General features: G+C 69.1%; 17 protein-coding genes. 4 read left to right on the top strand and 13 right to left on the bottom strand.

Annotated elements, in window-relative coordinates; genetic code table 11:
• The first annotated feature begins 8 nt into the window (after positions 1-8).
• Complete coding sequence (locus tag ABZ635_RS06000; protein WP_357759614.1) at positions 9-542, top strand: RidA family protein; 534 nt, start codon at positions 9-11, stop codon at positions 540-542.
• A 49-nt stretch (positions 543-591) separates the two neighbouring features.
• On the opposite strand, the gene ABZ635_RS05995 is transcribed toward ABZ635_RS06000, so the two are convergent.
• Positions 592-1515 (bottom strand): DMT family transporter, encoded by a 924-nt coding sequence (locus ABZ635_RS05995; RefSeq protein WP_357759610.1) that lies wholly within the window; start codon positions 1513-1515, stop codon positions 592-594.
• A 64-nt stretch (positions 1516-1579) separates the two neighbouring features.
• On the opposite strand from ABZ635_RS05995, the gene ABZ635_RS05990 reads away from it, so the two are divergent.
• Positions 1580-2170 (top strand): helix-turn-helix domain-containing protein, encoded by a 591-nt coding sequence (locus tag ABZ635_RS05990; RefSeq protein WP_357759608.1) that lies wholly within the window; start codon positions 1580-1582, stop codon positions 2168-2170.
• A gap of 10 nt (positions 2171-2180) precedes the next feature.
• On the opposite strand, the gene ABZ635_RS05985 is transcribed toward ABZ635_RS05990, so the two are convergent.
• On the bottom strand, positions 2181-3065 hold the full coding sequence (locus ABZ635_RS05985; protein WP_357759605.1) for a sulfotransferase: 885 nt from the start codon (positions 3063-3065) through the stop codon (positions 2181-2183).
• A 166-nt stretch (positions 3066-3231) separates the two neighbouring features.
• Between ABZ635_RS05985 and ABZ635_RS05980 the strand changes: the two genes are divergently transcribed.
• Positions 3232-4029: a Sir2 family NAD-dependent protein deacetylase gene (locus tag ABZ635_RS05980; protein WP_357759602.1), complete on the top strand. Its 798-nt coding sequence runs from the start codon at positions 3232-3234 to the stop codon at positions 4027-4029.
• 181 nt (positions 4030-4210) lie between these two features.
• Here ABZ635_RS05980 and ABZ635_RS05975 read toward each other — a convergent pair whose 3' ends face one another.
• The 7 genes from ABZ635_RS05975 to ABZ635_RS05945 all read right to left on the bottom strand — a co-directional run bounded on the left by ABZ635_RS05975 (position 4211) and on the right by ABZ635_RS05945 (position 12245).
• On the bottom strand, positions 4211-7462 hold the full coding sequence (locus tag ABZ635_RS05975) for a hypothetical protein (protein WP_357759599.1): 3252 nt from the start codon (positions 7460-7462) through the stop codon (positions 4211-4213).
• Positions 7463-7625: 163 nt separating this feature from the next.
• Positions 7626-8300, bottom strand: coding sequence for a uracil-DNA glycosylase (locus ABZ635_RS05970; RefSeq protein WP_357759596.1), 675 nt, complete (start codon positions 8298-8300; stop codon positions 7626-7628).
• Between the two features lie 93 nt (positions 8301-8393).
• Positions 8394-8921 (bottom strand): hypothetical protein, encoded by a 528-nt coding sequence (locus tag ABZ635_RS05965; protein ID WP_357759593.1) that lies wholly within the window; start codon positions 8919-8921, stop codon positions 8394-8396.
• 17 nt (positions 8922-8938) lie between these two features.
• Complete coding sequence (locus ABZ635_RS05960) at positions 8939-9289, bottom strand: hypothetical protein (RefSeq protein WP_357759590.1); 351 nt, start codon at positions 9287-9289, stop codon at positions 8939-8941.
• Positions 9286-10056, bottom strand: coding sequence for a hypothetical protein (locus tag ABZ635_RS05955; RefSeq protein ID WP_357759587.1), 771 nt, complete (start codon positions 10054-10056; stop codon positions 9286-9288). Before ABZ635_RS05955 ends, ABZ635_RS05960 begins: the two co-directional genes overlap by 4 nt.
• Positions 10053-10451 (bottom strand): hypothetical protein, encoded by a 399-nt coding sequence (locus ABZ635_RS05950; RefSeq protein ID WP_357759585.1) that lies wholly within the window; start codon positions 10449-10451, stop codon positions 10053-10055. Before ABZ635_RS05950 ends, ABZ635_RS05955 begins: the two co-directional genes overlap by 4 nt.
• Positions 10452-10595: 144 nt before the next feature.
• Positions 10596-12245 carry a serine/threonine-protein kinase gene (locus ABZ635_RS05945; RefSeq protein ID WP_357759582.1) on the bottom strand — a complete coding sequence of 550 codons (1650 nt, stop codon included), beginning with the start codon at positions 12243-12245 and terminating at the stop codon, positions 10596-10598.
• A gap of 168 nt (positions 12246-12413) precedes the next feature.
• Here ABZ635_RS05945 and ABZ635_RS05940 point away from each other — a divergent pair, with 168 nt between their 5' ends.
• Positions 12414-14606, top strand: a complete 2193-nt coding sequence (locus ABZ635_RS05940; RefSeq protein WP_357759579.1) for a protein kinase — start codon at positions 12414-12416, stop codon at positions 14604-14606.
• A 47-nt stretch (positions 14607-14653) separates the two neighbouring features.
• Here ABZ635_RS05940 and ABZ635_RS05935 read toward each other — a convergent pair whose 3' ends face one another.
• The 4 genes from ABZ635_RS05935 to ABZ635_RS05920 all read right to left on the bottom strand — a co-directional run bounded on the left by ABZ635_RS05935 (position 14654) and on the right by ABZ635_RS05920 (position 19147).
• Positions 14654-15172: a hypothetical protein gene (locus ABZ635_RS05935; RefSeq protein WP_357759577.1), complete on the bottom strand. Its 519-nt coding sequence runs from the start codon at positions 15170-15172 to the stop codon at positions 14654-14656.
• Between the two features lie 2 nt (positions 15173-15174).
• On the bottom strand, positions 15175-16119 hold the full coding sequence (locus tag ABZ635_RS05930) for a hypothetical protein (RefSeq protein WP_357759575.1): 945 nt from the start codon (positions 16117-16119) through the stop codon (positions 15175-15177).
• A 401-nt stretch (positions 16120-16520) separates the two neighbouring features.
• Positions 16521-17051, bottom strand: a complete 531-nt coding sequence (locus tag ABZ635_RS05925) for a hypothetical protein (RefSeq protein ID WP_357759571.1) — start codon at positions 17049-17051, stop codon at positions 16521-16523.
• A gap of 290 nt (positions 17052-17341) precedes the next feature.
• Positions 17342-19147, bottom strand: coding sequence for a glycoside hydrolase family 15 protein (locus ABZ635_RS05920; protein WP_357759939.1), 1806 nt, complete (start codon positions 19145-19147; stop codon positions 17342-17344).
• Positions 19148-19515 lie beyond the last annotated feature (368 nt).

Genomic DNA, 19515 nt, shown 5'->3' with positions numbered 1-19515 from the left:
GTCCGCCGATGGACCGGACACCGCACGAGATCATCAACCCGCTCTCCCTCCCCGACCCCGTGGGCTACTCACACGCCCTGGTGGTGAACCCGGGGCGCACGGTCTACGTGGGCGGCCAGACCGCGCTGCGCTCCGACGGAGTGCTCACCGGCGCATCGCTGGTGCAGCAGTTCGACCACGCCCTGGCCAACGTGGTGGAGGCACTGCGCGCGGCGGGGGCCCGGCCCGCGCACGTGGTGAGCATGCGCGTCTACACCACGTCGGTGGGCGTCTACCGGGTCAACCTGAAGGCCCTCGGCTCGATCTACCGCCGCCACATGGGCCGCTACTACCCGCCGATGGCCGTCCTCGGCGTCACGGAACTGCTGGAGAACCGTGCCCAGGTCGAGCTGGAGTGCGTGGCGGTGATCCCGGAGGCCAGCGACGACGCGGAGCTCGCGGAGGGGGAACCCCGCGAGCTCGTGGAGGAGGTCGACGACCCGTTCGTGGACGATCCGGCCACGGAGGAGCCCGAGGAGGGGTCCGAGGAGTCGCGGATCTGACCCGTGGGCCCCGGGCGGGCGGTGTCCGTCCCCCGCCCGGAGCGCCCCCTCACCGTCCCGGTGAGCGCACCAGGAGCACCGCGGCCACGCACACGGCCATCCCGGCCAGCGCTCCCGGGCCCACCGGGTCGCCGAACATCAGCCAGGTCCACACCAGGGTGGTCGGCGGGGTCAGGTAGAGCAGCGCCGACACCCGGGCGACACTGGTCCGGGCCAGGTTGACCCAGTACAGCCCGTACCCGCCGAGGGTGGACAGCACGACCACCCACGCCACCGCGGCCCAAAAACCCGGCGTGGCCGGCGGTGCCAGTGTCCCCGTCGAGGCAGCGAGGCCGGTGAACAGTACCGCGCTCACCGCGCACTGCACGGCCAGCGCCTCCACCAGGCTCCCGCCCGGGCGCGAGCGCCGTTCCACCAGGGTCGCGGCCACCAGGGACAGCATCGCTCCGAACGGGAGCGCGTAGGCCCACCACGGGGCGGCCCCGGCCCTGATCAGGTCCGCGCCGACCACCAGGCCCACTCCGGCCAGGCCCACCACCAGGCCGAGCACCTGGCGCCCCCGGACGCGCTCGCCGAGGAGCGGCACCGCGAGCGCCGCGGCCACCATCGGCTGGAGGGCGGCCACCAGCGCACTCGTTCCCGCGGGCACCCCCGCCTCGGCGGCGGCGACCACCCCGTACAGGTACCCGGCCTGGGCCAGCAGACCCAGGAGCGCGTGCAGGGCCAGGTCGCGCGGTGCCATGCGCGCCCCCCGCCACAGGCACCACCCCACCAGCAGCGCGCCCACCACCAGGAAGCGCCAGGCCAGCAGGGTGGTCGCCGGGGCCTGCCGGGTTCCCAGCTCGGCGCCGACGAACCCCGAGCTCCACATGACCACCAGCCCGGCGGCCAGCAGGAGGGGGAGCGCGGCGCCGGCGCGGGAGCGGTTCGCCGGGTCCGGTCGGGTGCTCTGGTGCGGGGTCGAGACGTCCATGGGGCAGAGGTAAACACACCGGTCGGTATACTCACAATGTAGTCACGGGGAAGGAAATCCGAACATGGCCAGCGTCACCACGTCACCCCAGCTCACCCCGGCCGCCCGCCGCGTCCTGGACACCGCCTCCGAGCTCTTCTACACGCGGGGCATCAACACCGTCGGCATGGAACTGGTCGCCGAACGCGCCGGAGTCACCAAGAAGACCATCTACGACCGGTTCGGCTCCAAACAGCGGCTGGTCGTCGCCTACCTGAGGGCCCGCGACGCCCGATGGCGCGACTTCCTCGCCGCCCGGATCGACCCGCGGGCCACACCGCGCGCACGCGTCGCCGCGACCTTCGAGGCCCTGGACGCGTGGATGCGCGAGGAGAACGAGCGCGGATGCGCCATGGTCAACGCCTACGCGGAACTGTCGGAGCCCGGACATCCCGGCCGCACCGTCGCCGAGGAACAGAAGCGGTGGCTGCGCGACCTCTACGCCGGGCTCGCCCGTGAGGCCGGCGCCACCGCGCCCGAGGAGCTGGGGGAGGTCCTCGCCATGCTGCACGAGGGAGCCGTCGTGGCGCGCAACGTCACCGGGACCGCCGACGCCGCCCTGACCGCCCGGGCGGCCGGGAACGCCCTGCTCACCGCCCACGGGGTGCCCGAGTGAACCCGTCCCCCTACAGGTAGCCCAGGCGGGAGAGCTCGTTGCGGGCCACCCCGTGCACGTCGCCGTGGTCGTCGCGGGACAACCGCTCTCGCCACGAGCCCACGCCCCAGGAACGGTCGGCCAGCAGTTCGCTGGCCGAGACCCGGGCGCCGGTGAACCCGAGCAGCCGCTCGGCGGTCTCCACCTCCCGACCGTGCACGTCCTCGTAGCGCAGGGTCATCAGCTGGTCGGGGCCGATCTCCTTGCGCAACCGAGCGGACATGCGCACCGCGCCCCGCCAGCGCATCGCGCACTTGGTCGCCACCGAACCGTCCGTGAACGCGCCCAGGTCCGACTCCTCCTCCAGACCGAAGAAGTGGTTGGGGAACTCGTGGTCCAGCTTCATGAAGCTGGGTTTGAGCCAGGCCAGCGACCGCTCGTCCTCCATCATGTCCGCGACCACGTCCCGCCCGTCCCGGATGATCTGCACGAAGCGCGCGTCGGGGAAGGCGGCGTGCAGGGCGTTCGCGGAGTACAGCAGATCGGGGCTGGCGTCGCCGTAGCGGAGCGCGGAGGCGCTGTGCGCGCAGGGCTCGGCCGAGGCGTTGGCGGGAACCCCCGCGCCCGGCCCCGGGCAGCGGGGGCAGGTCAGGGGAGTGAGCTGCCAGCTCTCCGCGTAGGCCTCGCGCAACAGGGTCGCGGTGCCCGACACCTTCTCCTGGGCCAGGGAGGGGCGTCTGGCCACGGCGTAGACCGCGTTGAGCACGCCCGGGGAACCGGCGCCGAGATGGAAGCCGGGGGCTCGGGCCAGGGCGTGGGCGATCACCGGGACCCCGGAGTGGGGTGCTCCGAGCACGAACACGGGGCGCTCGACCTTGGTCCCGTTGACCACGAGGATGTAGGAGGGCTGCTTCATGATTGTGTCGTATTTTTGCACCCTTTGCCCTCCTCGTGTGCATCGGTCGGTACCTGGAGGCACCCGCCCCACACGTTCCCCGAGGTTAAGGGCAGGAACGGTCCGGAAAGCGCCGTGCTACGCCAAGACCGGGGAAAGCCCCGCAAAGACGCTGTAAGAATGGGGTATGGCCTCGATGACCGACGACACCACGCCGTTCCACGACCCCGAGGGGTACGAACGGGCGGCGGAGCTGCTCGCCCGCGCGCGACGCATCACCGTCCTGACCGGCGCCGGAGTGTCCACGGACTCCGGTATCCCGGACTTCCGCGGCCCGCACGGGCTGTGGACCACCGACCCGGACGCCGAGGCGATGTCGGACATCGACAGCTACATGGGCGACGTCGACGTGCGCCGCCGCACCTGGCTGGCCCGCCGCGCCCACCCGGTCTGGCGCGCCGAGCCCAACGCCGCCCACAGGGCCCTGGCCGACCTCGCCGCCTCCGGGCGCCTGCACGCCCTCGTCACCCAGAACATCGACGGTCTCCACCAGCGGGCCGGGGTCCCCGCGGACGAGGTCGTCGAGGTCCACGGCACCATGCTCCGGGTGACCTGTATGTCCTGCGGGCTGCTCAGCCCCAGCCCCGAGGTGCTCGACCGACTGGACGAGGAGTCCGACCCCCACTGCGTCGTGTGCGGGGGCATCCAGAAGACCGACACCATCTCGTTCGGCCAGCGCCTGGACCCCGAGGTCCTCGAACGCGCCGCGCGGGCCGCCCGCGAGTGCGACGTGTTCGTGGCCGTGGGCACCTCCCTCACGGTGCACCCGGTGGCCGGGCTGTGCGACGTCGCCATGATGGCGCGGGCCTCGCTGGTGATCGTCAACGCCGAGCCCACGCCCTACGACGACTACGCCAGCGCGGTCCTGCACGACCCCATCGGCGACGTACTCCCGGCCCTGGTCGAACGGGCCCTGGCGGACTAGGGCGTGTTTTTCAGATCATTCCGCGCTCGCGTGGCCAGGCTGCCTCTCGCTGCGCCGATGGAGCTCGGACAGCCAAACCCGGGCTGACCTTCGCTCATCGTCTTGCGAGAGATGGCCTGGCGGCCGCTCGCGGAGCTGGCGGCTCCGCCGCCAGAAGGCGAAAGCACCCAAAAAACACACCCTAGGAGCGGCCGTCCGGCGGCGGCCCGGCCGAGCCGAAGGGCGGGGTGGACCGTCTGACCCTGCGAACGCGGGCCGGGCGTTCGTCCTCGGCGTCGGCCGCCGGACGCTCCGCCGGTGAACCAAGGACACGACTCCTCCAACGCAGGAGCAGGCCCGCGTCCCAGTGATCGATGTGAGGGCGCAGCTGATCCAGCAGCAGGACCACGGACCCGGTCGAGGCTCGGAGCCGGTCGTCGATGTCCCGACACCTGTTGAGGAAGTCCATCACCTGCTTCTCCAGGATCGTCCTCCGGTCCAGGTGCGACGGCCACAGCGCGAGGTCCTCCATCGCCTGACGGAGCGTCACGAGTTCGACCCCGCCGAGCACGGGACCGGCCAGGAGCCGCTCATAGCTCCGGAGCCGCTCCGTCAACTGGTGTTCGGTGAGCTGGTCGAGGGGTTCCAGGCGCAGCCGCAACACCTCGTGGGTCTCCACCCAGGCCTTCCCGTCCTCGTCCGCCAACCAGGTGCCGATGTCGTGGGAGACGTGGCGCATGTAGGGGGTCAGGAGCAGCGCGAGCCGTGAGGCCGTTCCGTTGGCCCGGATCGCCGTGGACCGCAGCAGCCGGGAACTCACCGTCCGGTACGGCACCTCCACCTCGTACGGGTTGAAGGTCGCGGGGTTCCCGGGGGAGTCGGCGCGCAGTTCGAATCCCACGCACTCGCCGAGGTTGACCGGTTCGCCGTGGTCACGGCTGAGCACGCTGTGGGGCCGCCGCAGATCCCAGTATCCGAGGTGACGCATGCGCACGAGGTCGACGATGCCGAACCACTGGGAGGGGGGCAGCGCCCGCCACAGCGACACCGTGTGCCGCCAGGAGTGCCAGGTGTCGGTGTTGTCGGGGTAGAGGCGCTCCAGGGGGATCGGCTCCTCGCTCGCCAGCACGAGCACGGTCACCAGGTTGGCCGTGTACCGGGCCTCGCGTCCGGTGGTGGGCAGCCGCGCCGGCTCGTATCCCGCGAACGATCGGTTCGGCGCTGGGAAGGGAGCCTCCCGGAACAGCTCCACCAGCAGTTCCTGGACCTCCTCGCGCAGCCCCGGCTCCCCGTCCATCCGCCGGGTGAGGAGTTCGTCCAGGAAGCCCACGACCCGGTCCCGGCCCGCGAAGGCGGCGAAGGAGGCCAGCGCGTACAGCTCGCCGTCGTCCAGGTGCGCGACACGGCTCCGGCGCCGGGACGCCCGGGACCGGTCCTCCACCAGCTCCTCCAGGGCCGCGACGACCATGCGGGCCACTAGGTACTCGCCGAACGTGGCGTGCAGGAACTCGAAGGCGCTGCTGGTGCCGTCCGTGGTCCTCGACCGAGCCTCGTGGACGAAGAAGAACCGGCCCAGAACCTGGTGGGCGGGGGCGATCCGGCCGTGCAGATCGGGGTGGTCGGGGCGGTGGGCCGACTCCGGCATGAGGGCGGCCAGGTCCTCGTCCAGTTCGTCGGCGCGCACGCTCTGGCGGCTCCGGGCGAACATCGCCATCGCGGTCACCTCCAGCCTGCGCAGCTCGTCCTCGACCGCCCGTTCGAGATCGCGCCCGCCCAGGTGGGGCCGGTGCTTGTCGACCTCTCGCCGGGCGAACATGGTGAGCAGCCGCTCGTACAGCTCCCCGTGGGAGAGTTCCTCCGAGGCGTGCATCAGGGCGTTGTCGTGGGCGTCGTAGACCAGCAGCATGATCAGGAGCAGCGGCTGTTCGGCCAGGTCCCGGTAGCGGAGCACCGTTTCCAGCGGCAGGGGTTCCAGGTCGGACGAGGCGAGCGCGTCGGCGTTGGCGTCGTTCCAGACCCCGAGCATCCGTTCGATCCGGGCGTCGTCGAAGGGCTCCAGGCGGATGACGGTCGTCCCCACGGGAAACCGCGCCCGGTCGGCCACCAGGGTGCGGCTGGTGACGATCACCGCCACCGGCTGACCCAGGGCCTCCTGCCTCTGTTGGAACTCCTGGACCCGTTCCAGGTAGTCGGAGCGGTCGACCCCGGTCGCCTGGAGGAGTTCGTCGAAACCGTCCAGGACGATCACCGGCAGCGCGCCGTCGGCGTCGTCGGCCATCTCCCGCCAGGACACCGGGGTGTGCAGTTCGGCCCGCAGCCCCTCCTCGATCTGCACGTGCAGGGGCGCGTTGGCGCTGACCGATCGCAACTCCACCCGGACGGGCAGGAAGTCCTCCGGCGGCAGCTGGGCGGCGAGCATCTCGGTGAACTTGGACTTGCCCGCCCCGGGGTGTCCGAGGACCACAGTGGGGAACGCCCCGGCCCGCGGGTGGGTGATCAGGGAGGCGACGGCGCTTTGGAGGTCGTCCCGGACGGGGACGTCCTCCCACCACGCGTCGCTGGCCGGGTTGGGGTTGCCGTACTCCTGCGCCAGGGCGATCCGTGCTCGCGGCGGGATGTAGGCGGTACGCAGCGAGGGGAGCGACAGACCGGACGGCACGTCGTTCGAGCGCAGCACCGGCCGGTCCAGCACGGTCTGGTAGGACGCGGTCAGCTCGCGCCTGCGGCGGGTGACCGGACGCCCGGAACCGATCCGGGCCAACTGTTCGCGCAGATCGGAGAGGCCGGTGCCGATCTCGCGGCGGGTCCGCGCGTGCTCGTCCAGGTGTAGCCACATCCCGAACTCGGGGACCTCGGCCGCGAGCCGCCGGACGTTCTGGTCGAGGTGGCGGGGGGCCAGGAAGGCCATGGCCTCCGTGAACCTGCGCATCAGCGGATGGGTCTGCGTGGTGATCCCGTAGCGTTCGGCCACCGCCAGGCCACAGACGAAGTGCGCGATGTCGACCGCCGCGAAGTCGCGGACGAACGCGCCGTGGTCCTCGGGGGAGGACGCGATCGGGAACGCCGTGCCCAACCCCGGGAACGCGTCCAGACCGTCGCCCAGCACGGCGAACTGCTCCTGCGAGGTGATCTCCAGGTCGTCCAGCCCGAAGGGCATCCCGATCCGGGTGAAGGCCTCGTCCGCCGCCTCGAAGGCCGAGGTGACCACCAGGACCTGGTACGCGGCCTGTATCCTCTCGGTCCGCGACTGGCGGCTCCGCCCCCGCATTCGGCCGCCCAGCCCCTCCAACAACCGACGGCCCCTGCCCACCAGGGCGCCGCGCAGGCCGAACAGGTCGGGGACGCCCACCAGTCCCAGGCCGCCGTCGGCCACCTTCTCCGCGAGGTCGAGGACCTCCGAGTCGCCGTCGCCGAGGATCGTGAGCGCGTCACTGTAGGTGAGCCGTCGGGCCATCGTGTGCCTCTTCCACGTCCGGGGGTGCCTGTGGGCGGGAACGCGATCGGACCCGACACCGGGGGGAGGCGTCGAGTCCGCACGTCAGAAGGGGTGTCGCGGGTATGGGGTTGTTCGTTGGGCGGGCGCCCAGGGGGGAGCGGCCCACCACGGGTGGGACGCCCTACGGCAGCTGCCAGTTCACCGGTTCGGCGCCCTGTTCGGTGAGCATCTGGTTGGTCCTGCTGAACGGCCGGGAGCCGAAGAACCCGTTGCGGGCCGAGAGCGGGCTCGGGTGCGCGGACTCCACGCACGGGACCCCCGGCATCATCGGCCGCAGGTTGCGGGCGTCACGCCCCCAGAGAATGGCCACGAGCGGCTTGCCGCGCTCGGCCAGGGCCCGGATGGCCTGCTCGGTGACGGCCTCCCAGCCCTTGCCCCGGTGCGAACCGGCGTTGCCCGGAGCCACGGTCAGGACCCTGTTAAGCAGCAGGACGCCCTGCTCGGTCCACGGGGTGAGGTCGCCGTTGGAGGGCATGGGGGTGCCCAGGTCCTCGCCCATCTCCTTGTAGATGTTGCGCAGGCTGGCGGGCAGGCGCACCTCCGGGGCGACGGAGAAGCTCAGCCCGACGGCGTTGCCCGGGGTGGGGTAGGGGTCCTGGCCCACGATGAGCACACGCACGTCGTCGAAGGGCTGCTGGAAGGCGCGCAGGACGTGGTCCCCGGCGGGCAGGTAGGTGCGACCCTCGGCGACCTCCTGGCGGAGGAAGTCACCCATAGCGGCGATCTGGGGGGCGACCGGCTCCAGCGCCTTCGCCCAGCCGCTGTCCATGATCTCGTTCAGGTCCTTGTTCGACATGGCCAGAACACTAGCGCCAGCCGCGGACAACCACGGCCGCTCCGGAGGTTTCGCCCCGAAGCGACACCGGTTGGAGACCTCCCGGTACCGGGGTCACGCGTACAGGTCGAGGAGGAGTTCCGCGAGGGCGTAGAGCACGGCGACGCCGAGAAGGGCCCGGACGAGGGCGGCGGACACGGCCACACTTCGGCTGACCGCCCGCAGCCGCCGGTTGGCTCGGTGGAGGCGCTCCCGCCTCGCCTCCAGATGCCGTTTCAGCTCCACCCGCTGTTCCCCGGCCCGCCGCTCCGCATCGTCAACGCGCTCCCGGAGGTCACGCAGGTGCCGACGGGCCTCCGCCGGACCGACGACGGTCTCGAGCCGTTCCGGGTGGTCGGCGGCGGGCATGGCACCGTGGACGTGCCGCTCGTGGTCGCGGACGGCGGCCAGCCGTTCCCGGAGCGAGGCGCGGCTGATCTCCAGTTCGCCCTCACTGCGTTTCAGCAGCAGGGTCGTCACCACCAGGCGGTCGGTGGCGTGGATCGCCCGCCGCTGGCAGACGAGGTGCACGGCCTTCAGGGCCACCAGCACCGGAAGGGAGACGACGATCAAGACAGCGGCGGCCGCGCTCTCGGGAGACATGGAGGCCTTTCCTCGGGTCAGAGCTCTCGAAAACCGAAGGGGAGCGTCTCCTCGGAGCGGGCCCTGGAGGCGAGGAGTTCCCTCGCGGCGTACTCGTCCGCGACCGTCCGCTCCGGGGACTCCTGTCGTGACGACACACGGCTCAGCGACGTGATCCTGAGCCGCAGTGCCGTGTCCGCCCGAGCGATCTCGTCCCTGCGCTTCTGGTGGGACTCCAGGACCCCCTCCAGCGAATCCAGGTCCTCCAGTTCGGGTGATTCGACGCCCGCGGCGTCGACCCTCAACGCGTGCACCACGGAGACGACGATCAGCACCATCGCGACCATCAGGGCGGCCAGGAGGAGCGTCGAACTGACGGGAGCTGTCACTGCCGCACTCCAGGGGAATCGGAGAACCCGTGGTCGAGGGTCTGCCCGGCTTGGTCGACGAGGTCGTTCCTGGAGGACTCCCACCGGTCCTCCATGTTCGAGGAGGGCCCCGGCGTGGCCGGTGGCGGCGCGGAGTGGACCCGCACGACCTCCCGCAGGACGTCCCGGTACCGGTCCTCCGGAGCCCCGGCCCGTTCGAGTGCCTCCGCCCCGGTACCGCCCACGGCGTGTTCGGCCTCGGTCAGCGCCCGCTCCAGCTCACGGCCCCTGCGCTCGGCGTTGAGCAGCAACTCCCGGGCCGTCGTGACGTAGCGGTTGGCCCGCTCGATCACCGACCTGACGCGGTGCTCCTGCTCCTGGGTGAGTCCGGGCAGTGAGACGACCTCGTAGGTTCCATCGTCCCTCCTGCTCACGTTTCCGGCGACCTGGAGGGGCTCGAAACGCACGTTCAGTGTCGCGAGCCGGTACTCGAAGTCCCGCCTGGCCGATCCGAGCCTGTGAGAGAGCCACCGCACGGACTGGTCGTCGCGTCGCGCGTCGCGGCGTCCGTTCTTGGCGATGGTTTGACGGCGGCGCTCGATGTCCCACAGCAGACTCCGGGACTCTCGGCGAAGGGTGTGCAGCGCGCTCCTCTTCTCCAGCGAGGTGAGGCGCAGCTGACGCTTCTCGTTCTCCCGCTTCAACAGGTGCAGCCTGACACTGCCGACCACGTTGAAGACCGCGGCGCCGACGAACAGGACGGCCGTGACGACCAGGAACGCGGTCACGGCTCACCCTCCGTCCGGCCCTCGCCCGGCTCCCGGGAACCTCGCAGCGCCCTGGCGGTCGTCTCGAGGATCTCCCGTTCCGCCGCACTCGACTCAGGGAAGGCGTCGTCCATCTTGCGCAACACCTCGACCTCACTCTCAACGGAGTCGATCGCGCTCCTGACGTGTTCGGACCGCCTCGAGGCCGCCAACGCGATCTCCTCGTAGGTCGCGGACAGCTGCGTCAGGGAGTTTCGGACGCCGATTTCCGGGCCGTCCATCACATCCAGTCGGGCCGTCTTCTGGTCCTCCTCAGTCCTCTCACCGTGGCCCTGGAGAAAGCCGTGCACGGCGTTGCTCAGCAAGATGACGACCACGGAGGCCGCCATGGCGTAGACCGCGAAGTCCTGGAGCACGGGGCCCTCTCCGGTGACGGTGATGGTTCTGGGGACCTGTTCTGAGGACAGTGTTCCGCCCTCGCCCTCCGAGTGCCAGAGTGGATACCCCACGTGACCGCTTCCGGCCAGCGCGCGGCACTCGGGACCGCTCCGCCGGTGCGGTCAGCGACGGGCGCGCTCGCGCCACCGCTCGAGTCGGGCGCGGGCGAGGCGGGTGTGTTCGGAGCCCTCCCCGTGCAGGCGCGCGTGCAGCGCTACCAGGTCCTCGTACCCGCGCACGGCCTCCGCGGGACGCCCGGCCGCCCCCAGGTAGGCCGCCCGGTAGTGCAGGGCGCGCAGGGTCAGCGGATCGCCTTCCCCACGTGCTCGGACCAGGTCGGGGACCAGCTCGCCCAGTTCCCGCACGGCGCCGGACGGGTCGCCCGACTCACCCAGTTCGAAGGCGAGGTACAGCCGTGTGGTGTGCACCCTCTCCGCGTCCGCCCCGTGCGCCGCCGCCAGGTCCGGAACCAGGGCGGCGTGGGTCCGGGCGGCCAGCGCGTGGTTCCCGGCGCGGCCCGCGTTCGTCGCCAGGTAGTAGCGGGCGGCCAGGCTCTCCGGGTGGCACGGCCCGTACAGCCGGAGAAGGTCGGGCAGCAGAGCCTCGAAACCGCGCACCGCCCGCTCGTGGTCCCCGCCCTTGCCCGTCGTGTACGCCTCGCGGCGGCGGGCCCGCAGGGTGTCGGGGTGGTCGGGGCCGAACACGGCGTGCAACGCGGGCAGCAGGTCGCGGAGCTCCCGTGCGGCCCGGTCGAACTCACCGGCCGCCGCGCGCTCCCGGGCCGCCGCCGCCCTCGCGCGCAGCCGGTCCGGGTCGGTCTCCTCCCGCGGGGCGGTTCCCGGCGGAAGCGCCTCCTCGGTGTACGGGAGGGTGGGGGAGACGGACGGGCCCGGGGCCGGGGCCGGGCGCAGCGGGGGCAGAAAGGGTGCCAGCCGTTCCCGCACGTCCTCGGCGTGCGCGGGCCGGTCGTCGGCGCTCTTGGCCAGCATCACCGCGACCAGCCGGGCCAGCTCGTCCGGGACCTCGGGCCGCAGGGCGCGGACTGTGGGGGCGGGGTCGGTCAGGTGCATGCGCAGCACCGTCAGCGGGTTGGGGTGCCGGAACGGCGGGCGCCCGGTCAACAGCAGGAACAGGATGGCGCCCAACGAGTACAGGTCGCTCCGCCGGTCCACGCGGTCACCGCGCACCTGTTCCGGCGACATGTACAGCGGAGTGCCCACCACCTGCCCGGTCCGGGTGATGCGGTCGTTGCGGTCGGCGTCGGTGAACGCGGCGATCCCGAAGTCCAGGACCTTCAGGGTGCCGTCGCCGGTGCCCCGCTCGACCACCATCAGGTTCCCCGGCTTCACGTCGCGGTGCACGATTCCGGCCGCGTGCGCCGCTCCCAGCCCCGCCGCCGCCTGCGACACCAGGGCGACCGCGTGGCCCAGCGGCAGCGGCCCCCTCTCCTTCGACAGCGCGCTCAGGGACCGGCCGCGTACCAGCTCCATCACCGCGAACATCGAGTCCGTCCCGTGCGCGTCATCGGAGTCGTGGCCGAAGTCGTACAGGATGACGATGTGGGGGTGACCGGCCAGGCGCGCCGTCAGCCGGGCCTCACGCCGGAACCGGGCCTCGGTTCCGGCCGGGTCGGCCCGGCCCGGCCGGATCAGCTTCACGGCGACCGGGCGGTCCAGCACCTCGTCACGGGCCCGCCAGACCTCCCCCATCCCCCCACTGCCCAGGAGCGAGACGAGCCGGTACCGCCCGCTCAGAACCCTGTCCTCCGCCACCCGTACCCCACCTTCGGACCGTGCTCGGCGCCGCCACCGGACGTCGCGGCGGTCCCGTGGCCGTACGGGGCGTCAGGGTACAGCCGTTGAAGCTACTGTGTTGCTGTGCCGACGGCACCCGGAAACCCGATCCCCCCTGATCCCCCGTGTGGAAAGAGTGTCAGAGCCGTGAGCCTGAATCTCTACGTAGGTCCGGACTCCCAACCGGACAAATACCGTCTGGTCCGTGTCGTGGGGCGCGGCGGCGAGGCAACGCTCTACCTGGCGCAGGTCAGCCTGGCGGGGCAGACCGAACCCGTCGTGGTGAAGGTCCTCAACTCCGACGTCACCTCCAACGAGGAGCAGTTCGCCGAACTCAGCGCCCGCTGGAGCGAACAGGCCGAACTGCTGCGCTTCATCAACCGGCTCGGCGTCGTGGGCGTGCGGGAGCACTTCGAGGGCGCCCCCGAGCACCCCGCGGCGGGGACGGTCGAGGGGGAGTGCCCCGCCGACGAGCGTGCCCTCTACCTGGTGATGAACTACGTCGACGGACTCGACCTGCGTGACTGGCGGGCCGAGAACGTCGTGGAGGGGCCGCGCGGCCGACGCGAGGTCATGCGCTGTCTGGAACAGATCGCCCAGGTACTGGACGTGCTCCACTCCGGTCGGGCGACCCCCTCCAAACGCGTGGTGGTGCACGGCGACCTCTCACCCGGCAACATCATGGTCAGTTCGGAGGGCCAGGCCACCCTGGTGGACTTCGGCCTGAGCCGGATCGCCGCACGCCACATGACCGCGCGCCCCTGGTTCACCCCCGGGTACGCGGCCCCGGAGATCTTCGACGGCGAGTTCTCACCCGCCACCGACCGCTACGCCTTCGGGGCGATCGCCTACTTCGCCCTCACCGGCCAGGACCCGCCGCCCGCCCCGGAGCAGCTGCGGGCCAGGCTCGCGGAGCTTCCGCTCGTGGTCGAGGCTGAGGAGTCACGGCGCGCGCTGGTCATGCGCATGTTCTCGGTCGACCCCGCCGAACGCCCCGGGGCCTCCGACTGGGTCCGCGCCCTGCGTTCCCTGGCGACCTCCTCGGTGCCGTGGACCGCTCCGACCTCCGACCCCGCCGGTTTCGGCGACCCCGGTGACCCTGGCGACCCCGGTGACGCGCTCGGTGCCGCCAGCCTGGTGAGCCCCGCACCCGGGACAGCCCCCGAGGTGCCCGCCGAGCACGACTCCGGAGTGGAGGGAGCCGACCCCCCGTCGGGCGCCCGCTTCACCGGTCCGCCGCCGGTCGGCGCATCCGGCCCCGACATCCCTCCGGCCAGGAGCGAGGACGACGGGGACCGGGCCGCGCCGGAACCGCGACGTCCGGTCGGCGGCATGCGGGGCGTCCCCTCCGCCCGGTCCGGGGAGCGGCGGGACGATCCGCCACCCGGCACGGTGGCCCCGGCGCACACGGGCGGGAACGTCCCCGGTCCCCGGCTGCCCCCGGTGCCGCCCCCGTCCCAGCCCAGCGGCCCCCCGGTGCCGCCCCAGCCGCGCGACGCCACCGGCGGTGCCCGGCCCGGCGGCCCCGGCGGTTTCCCCCACACCGGTCCGACGAGTCATCCCGTGTCGCGGCCCACGCCCCACCACGGCTCCCCGGGGTACGGCGGGCCCCAGGCGACCGGGCCGTCCGCCGCTCCGCCCCCGCCGCCCGCCGCGCGTACCAGCGAGAGGCCCCGACGGAAGTCACGCACACCGCTGCTGGTCGGGTTGGCGCTCTTCGCGGTCCTGTTCATGGTCGTCGGGGCCGGGGGCACCTACGTGGTGATGGACCGGGTCCTGCCCTCCCTCACTGGTGACGCGGAGCCGGACGGCACCCAGCTCGCCGACACCTCCACCGAGGCTTCCCCCGCGCCCTCCGAACAGCCCGACCCCACCGAGGCGGTCGGGGCGGGCACGTCGTCCCCGACCCCGAGCGAGGAGGCTTCCTCAGAACCCGAGCCGACGTCCGTCCTGATCACCCAGATGGAACCGGTGGAGGTCTCGCACGGCCGGTGGGAGCCGTCGGCGGGCCGGGCCGAGATGAACGGGGAGGTGTACTCGCGGGCCCTGCTCTCCACCACCTGCGCCAGGTGTCGGGGGTGGTCCGAGTACAACCTGAGTCGCGACTGGACCCTCTTCACCGCGACCATCGGTGTCGACGACCGTTCGAGCTCCAGCGGCACGGTGACCCTGAGCGTGCTCGTGGACGGCGAGCCGGAGGTCAAGGAGACGCTGCGGCTGGGCGAGACGATGGAGATCGAGGTCGACGTCTCCGACGCCCTGCGCCTGCGCCTGGAGGTGGACAGCTCGGACGACGAGGTCCGGCCGGTGTGGGCCGACCCCACCCTCGTCGCCGACTGACCGCTTCCAGCGTCGTCAGTCCAGGCCTTCTGAAACGATCACACGAGCTAAACGAATGCCAGATCGAACACAGCGTAAAGGGCTGTGGCAACCAGGAGGAATCTGAGGAGCGTCGTGGAGACGGTGAAGAACCGATCCATTGAACGGAATCGCTGATTCATCGATTGGATTCGGGTGCGCTTCTCCTCAAAATTCGTTTCTATCTGTTCTAGCTGCTTCTTTGTGTTCAGTTCTACGCTTTTGGAATACTCCATAAGGCTTTCGAGGTGTTGATTCGCCTTCTGGTTGTTGACGACTGCCCTGAGGTCTTCCGGGTGGTCTTGGTCCGGCACCGTGCCGAAAATGAGCTGCTCACAGTTTCGAATGGCGAATAGTTGCGACTGGAGAGAACTTTGAGCGATATCCAACTCAAGTCCCTTCCGTTCTCGCGTAAGCCCGATGGTGACCATTTTGTCGCTGACATGAAGAAGTCTCGACCGAGAAACGCGAGATGCCCGCCCGAGGGCAATGTATGCTGGAACAGCAAGAGCGATGAAGAGAAATAGCACTATGGCTTGAGTGTCCATCTTCACTTCCCATGCTCGATGGTGGTCGTATTGGGGGAAAGCTTGTCGTGTTCTTCTTGCGCGAGTTCAAGAAGATCCTGGAGGATTCTTTCCCGCGTGATTGAGTGCTGCTTCTCGAGAATTCGCGGTTCGGGTTCGGGCGTCGGTGAGTCCTTACGCCCTGTGAGAATCCATGTTTTCTTTCGGGTGGTGTTTCCGGAGATATCTTCTGCCAAGGGCGTCGGTTCCTGGGAAGGAGGGCTGGTGAGTTCAGGTTGGGGGGGGTCTCTCTCCTCGCCTGTAAGATCTACTGAACTCCGTTTCAGGTAGTCTACGATCTCTGCAAGACTTTCACGCAGGCCTTCGTCAATATCTTTATGGGATTCGAGAAGTTGCTCGACTCCACCTTTTACGGTATTTTCTAGATCCTTTTTCACGGCCTTGATTCCCGGGATTTTTCCCTCTGTCTCTTTTTTCTTGAAAACTAGATGTTTACAAACGGAGTTATTGCGCTCGATGAACTGCTCGACCGATTCTCTTTCCGAGGCCTTCAGTCCAGGCAGGGCCAAAATTTTGTAGGTGCCGTTTCCGGTGTTCCTGAGCAGTCCGACGTCAACGGAGGGCTGGAACTGCTCTGCCCTGACCTTGAGGCGGTAGTTGATCCTTCTTTTGTAGGAATCAAGGTTGTACAAGTTTTTGTTGATTTCCTTCAAGTTTTCTATGGATGTTTTGAGGGCTTCGTCTCCGAACTCCTTTCGGTACTCACTAATCTTGTTAAGATGGTTCAGGCACTCATTGATCAGCTTCTCTTGTTTTCGGTGTTCAGATTTCTGAACGTTCTCTGTTGATTTCTTGTCATTGGAAGTCTTCAGGCGATTCATGAGAAAAGCGAATCGGCCCGGAAAGGCCACAACCAAAGTGGCGACTACGGCTGAACCCGCGATGCCAAGCAATGCGACTGTTCCCACGGTGACCTCCTTCAGCTGGCGTCGGTGTTCAAATTGGAGTGAAGGCTAGTTGGTTGGTGTTTTTCGCGCGAGTGCGTCTGCAGCCTCTTCTGAGTTTGTTCTGGAATGCAGGAATGTGTTTTTCGCATAATTTATGGATGGCTCGAATCCAGCAGTTCCGATCTGTTCGGTGGATTCCTTTAGAGACTGTACCCTAGCCCGTAGCGCCCCCTCCGCCGCAAGTGTCATTCGTCGTGAGATGCGCAATTCTGAGATATCCTGCTCTAGTTGATTGATGTGGTCTGAGTCTGGGGCGGTGATGTTTGCCCGATGCGCCCTGGCTATGTGGATCACGTGGGCGATAAGGATGAACGCCGATGCCGCTAGAGTCAGCAAGAATATGTTGATTGCCATTGTGGAGATTACCGCTCCATTTCGGGATTGCTGTTGTCTTTTCCTCTGCGTTCCTGTTTGGGAATCCTTGGGTTTGGTGTCCTGGGTTTCTTTGGCGTCTGACTCTTTCGCCTGGTGGTAGCTTTCTGTGATGCCTGCGTTTTGCTTGTCTCTTGCGGGGGAGAGGGGGATCTGTTTGTCCCCTTCTTTGCGGATTTTGCTTTCAATTCAGCTTTCTTCTCTCCTGATTTTTCTAGGTAATTCGATCCTAGTCCGCTGGTCGGGTCCGGCTCCTTGTCGAATTGATCGGTAAGATCTTTGAGATCGGATACTGCCTGTGTGAAGTCTTGAATTTGATCCGAGATCGCCGCCTGTTTTGTCCTCATTCGTTTGGCGGCTTGGTCGTAGATGACCACCTGGTCTCCTAGTTCGTTTTCCATTCGTGCAATGTCCCCATCAATCGACTCGCCTTTTAGGTCTAGCTGTTCCTCTTTGGTTTGCTGGGATTTGTATCCGAAGCGACTTGCGACGTAGCTGAGCGTTAGCGTGACTGCGACCATGGCGCCGCGTAGAACTCCGAGAAGACTTCCAGTTCCCATAGATTTTTTGGCTCTCGCGTAGTGTGCGGGCGTCGGAAGAGAGGGAGAATGGTACTACGAAGGGGATGGGTAGTGGTCCACGGGCTGCTGGTGGTGAATGGAGGCAGGTATACGATACGTCGTTTTCTACCAGGGATGTGCGGTGCGAGGTACCACTGGGAGTGGCCGCATCCGGACAGGGGGTTGACTGAGACGGAGAACGCCCCCGTACCGGAGTAGGGGGGCGTTCGTACGGCTGCGGGGGCGTGGGGCTACTCGGCGCGCCAGCCGCCCTGGCGGTCGGCGAGGTTGAGCGCCGTGGTCACCAACGGCACGTGGCTGAAGGCCTGGGGGAAGTTGCCCACCTGGCGGCCGTCGCCCGGGTCCCACTCCTCCGCGAGCAGACCGACGTCGTTGCGCAGGGACAACAACCGTTCGAACAGCTCCTTGGCCTCCTGCTGGCGGCCGATGGACAGCAGCGCGTTGGCCATCCAGAAGCTGCACGCCAGGAACGCGCCCTCGTCACCCGGGAGCTGGTCGGCGGAGTTCTCCAGGTCGGTGCGGTAGCGCAGCACGAACCCGTCCACCATGAGGTCCTCACGGACCGCCTCGATGGTGCCGACCACGCGCGCGTCGTCGTAGGGGAGGAACCCGACCTCGGGGATGAGCAGCAGGGCCGCGTCCAGCTCCTTGCTGCCGTAGTACTGGGTGAAGGTGTTGCGCTGGGGGTCGTAGCCGTACTCGCACACCTCGGCGTGGATGGTGTCGCGCAGCGCCCGCCACCGTTCCACGGGTCCCTCGGTGCCGAATTCCTCGATGCTGCGCACCGCGCGGTCGGCCGCCACCCAGGCCATGACCTTGGAGTGCACGAAGTGCTGCCGGGGGCCGCGCACCTCCCACAGGCCCTCGTCGGGTTCGTCCCAGCACCACTCCAGGTAGTTGACCAGCGACCTCTGGAGCCCCCACAGGTGTTCGCCGCCCTGGATGCCCGAGCGGCGGGCCAGGTGTAGGACGTCCATGACCTCGCCGTACACGTCCAGCTGGTACTGGCCCACGGCCGCGTTGCCGATCCTGACCGGGGCGGAGTCCTCGTACCCGGGCAGCCACTCGGCCTCCCACTCGGTGAGGCGGCGCTCCCCTCGGATGCCGTACATGATCTGCATCAGCTGGGGCTCCCCGGCGACGGCGCGTGCCAGCCACTCGCGCCAGGCCATGGCCTCGTCGGTGTAGCCGGAGCGGATCAGCGCCTCCAGGGTGATGGTGGCGTCGCGCAGCCAGCAGTACCGGTAGTCCCAGTTACGGACGCCGCCGATCTCCTCGGGCAGGGAGGTGGTCGGCGCGGCCACGATCCCGCCGGTGGGGCGGTAGGTGAGCCCCTTCAGGGTGATGAGCGAGCGCACCACCGCCTCACGGTAGGGGCCGTCGTAGGTGCACTGGTCCACCCACTTCTCCCAGAACCGTTCGGTGCGCGAGAGCGCCTTCTCGGCGTCCAGGTGGTCGGACTCCTCCACCTGGGAGGGGTGCCAGGTCATGACGAACGGCACCCGCTGCCCGGCGGTGACGTCGAAGGTGGTGTCGTGGGTGAAGTTGTGCCCCTTGAGGGCGACGGGGGCGCTCAGCCAGATCGCGTCGGGTCCGGCGATGGCGACCAGTTCGGTGCCCGCGCGGTGCATCCACGGCACCACGTGCCCGTAGTCGAACCGGATGCGCATGGTGGTGCTCATGCGCACGGTGCCGCTCAGGCCCTCGACGATCCGCACGATGTGCGGGGCCCCGCCCCGGGGCGGCATGAAGTCGATGACCCGGACCGATCCGGTATCGGTGTCCCACTCCTGTTCGAGGATCAGGGTCTCGCCCCGGTAGTGGCGCCGGTCGGCCCGCCGCGCCCCGTCGGCGGGGCGCAGTGTCCAGTGCCCGTTCTGTTCGTCGCCCAGGATCGCGGAGAAGCAGGCCGAGGAGTCGAAGTCGGGAAGACACGCCCAGTCGATGGACCCGTCCCGACCGACCAGCGCGGCGGTCTGCATGTCGCCGATCATTGCGTAGTCCTCAATCCAGCCGGGCACGCGGCTCACCCCCAACACGTCGTCTTCGTCTGTGCGGTGGCGCGGGTCGCGCCGTGGCGGCGTGGTGCGCCGCACACACGACCTCCGCGCGCCCGTTCGTACGCCCACCCGTGCGCGCACTCCGTCGGGGACCTGCCGCCCGACCCGGTCACGGGTCGGGGCGTCGTTCGGGTCATGGCTTCCCCCCGGACCGCCCGCCGTCTCGTACCCCGGTATGTGCCCAGGCTCGGGCGGGCGAAAAGGGAGGTTGTGGAAAGGACCCGTCCCCCTACGGTCACCGCGGTACCCATCCTCCCCGCTCCCTGGTGCCCCTGGCTAGCGGCTGGGACGGGCGCTCTCGGAGATCCGTTGGGTATGTCAGGGATTGTTCACCTTCGTCCGGG

This window comes from Nocardiopsis sp. NPDC007018 (assembly GCF_040635075.1).
Taxonomy (GTDB): Bacteria; Actinomycetota; Actinomycetes; order Streptosporangiales; family Streptosporangiaceae; genus Nocardiopsis.
Note: the sequence above shows the minus strand (reverse complement) of the source record. Positions and strands in the feature narration are given on the sequence as shown.

What these genes read in the sequence shown, in the direction of transcription:
- ABZ635_RS06000 (WP_357759614.1), top strand. Translation starts at nt 9, where the DNA reads ATGGACCGGACACCGCACGAGATCATCAACCCGCTCTCCCTCCCCGAC.
- ABZ635_RS05995 (WP_357759610.1), bottom strand. Translation starts at nt 1,515, where the DNA reads ATGGACGTCTCGACCCCGCACCAGAGCACCCGACCGGACCCGGCGAAC.
- ABZ635_RS05990 (WP_357759608.1), top strand. Translation starts at nt 1,580, where the DNA reads ATGGCCAGCGTCACCACGTCACCCCAGCTCACCCCGGCCGCCCGCCGC.
- ABZ635_RS05985 (WP_357759605.1), bottom strand. Translation starts at nt 3,065, where the DNA reads ATGAAGCAGCCCTCCTACATCCTCGTGGTCAACGGGACCAAGGTCGAG.
- ABZ635_RS05980 (WP_357759602.1), top strand. Translation starts at nt 3,232, where the DNA reads ATGGCCTCGATGACCGACGACACCACGCCGTTCCACGACCCCGAGGGG.
- ABZ635_RS05975 (WP_357759599.1), bottom strand. Translation starts at nt 7,462, where the DNA reads ATGGCCCGACGGCTCACCTACAGTGACGCGCTCACGATCCTCGGCGAC.
- ABZ635_RS05970 (WP_357759596.1), bottom strand. Translation starts at nt 8,300, where the DNA reads ATGTCGAACAAGGACCTGAACGAGATCATGGACAGCGGCTGGGCGAAG.
- ABZ635_RS05965 (WP_357759593.1), bottom strand. Translation starts at nt 8,921, where the DNA reads ATGTCTCCCGAGAGCGCGGCCGCCGCTGTCTTGATCGTCGTCTCCCTT.
- ABZ635_RS05935 (WP_357759577.1), bottom strand. Translation starts at nt 15,172, where the DNA reads ATGGACACTCAAGCCATAGTGCTATTTCTCTTCATCGCTCTTGCTGTT.
- ABZ635_RS05925 (WP_357759571.1), bottom strand. Translation starts at nt 17,051, where the DNA reads ATGGTCGCAGTCACGCTAACGCTCAGCTACGTCGCAAGTCGCTTCGGA.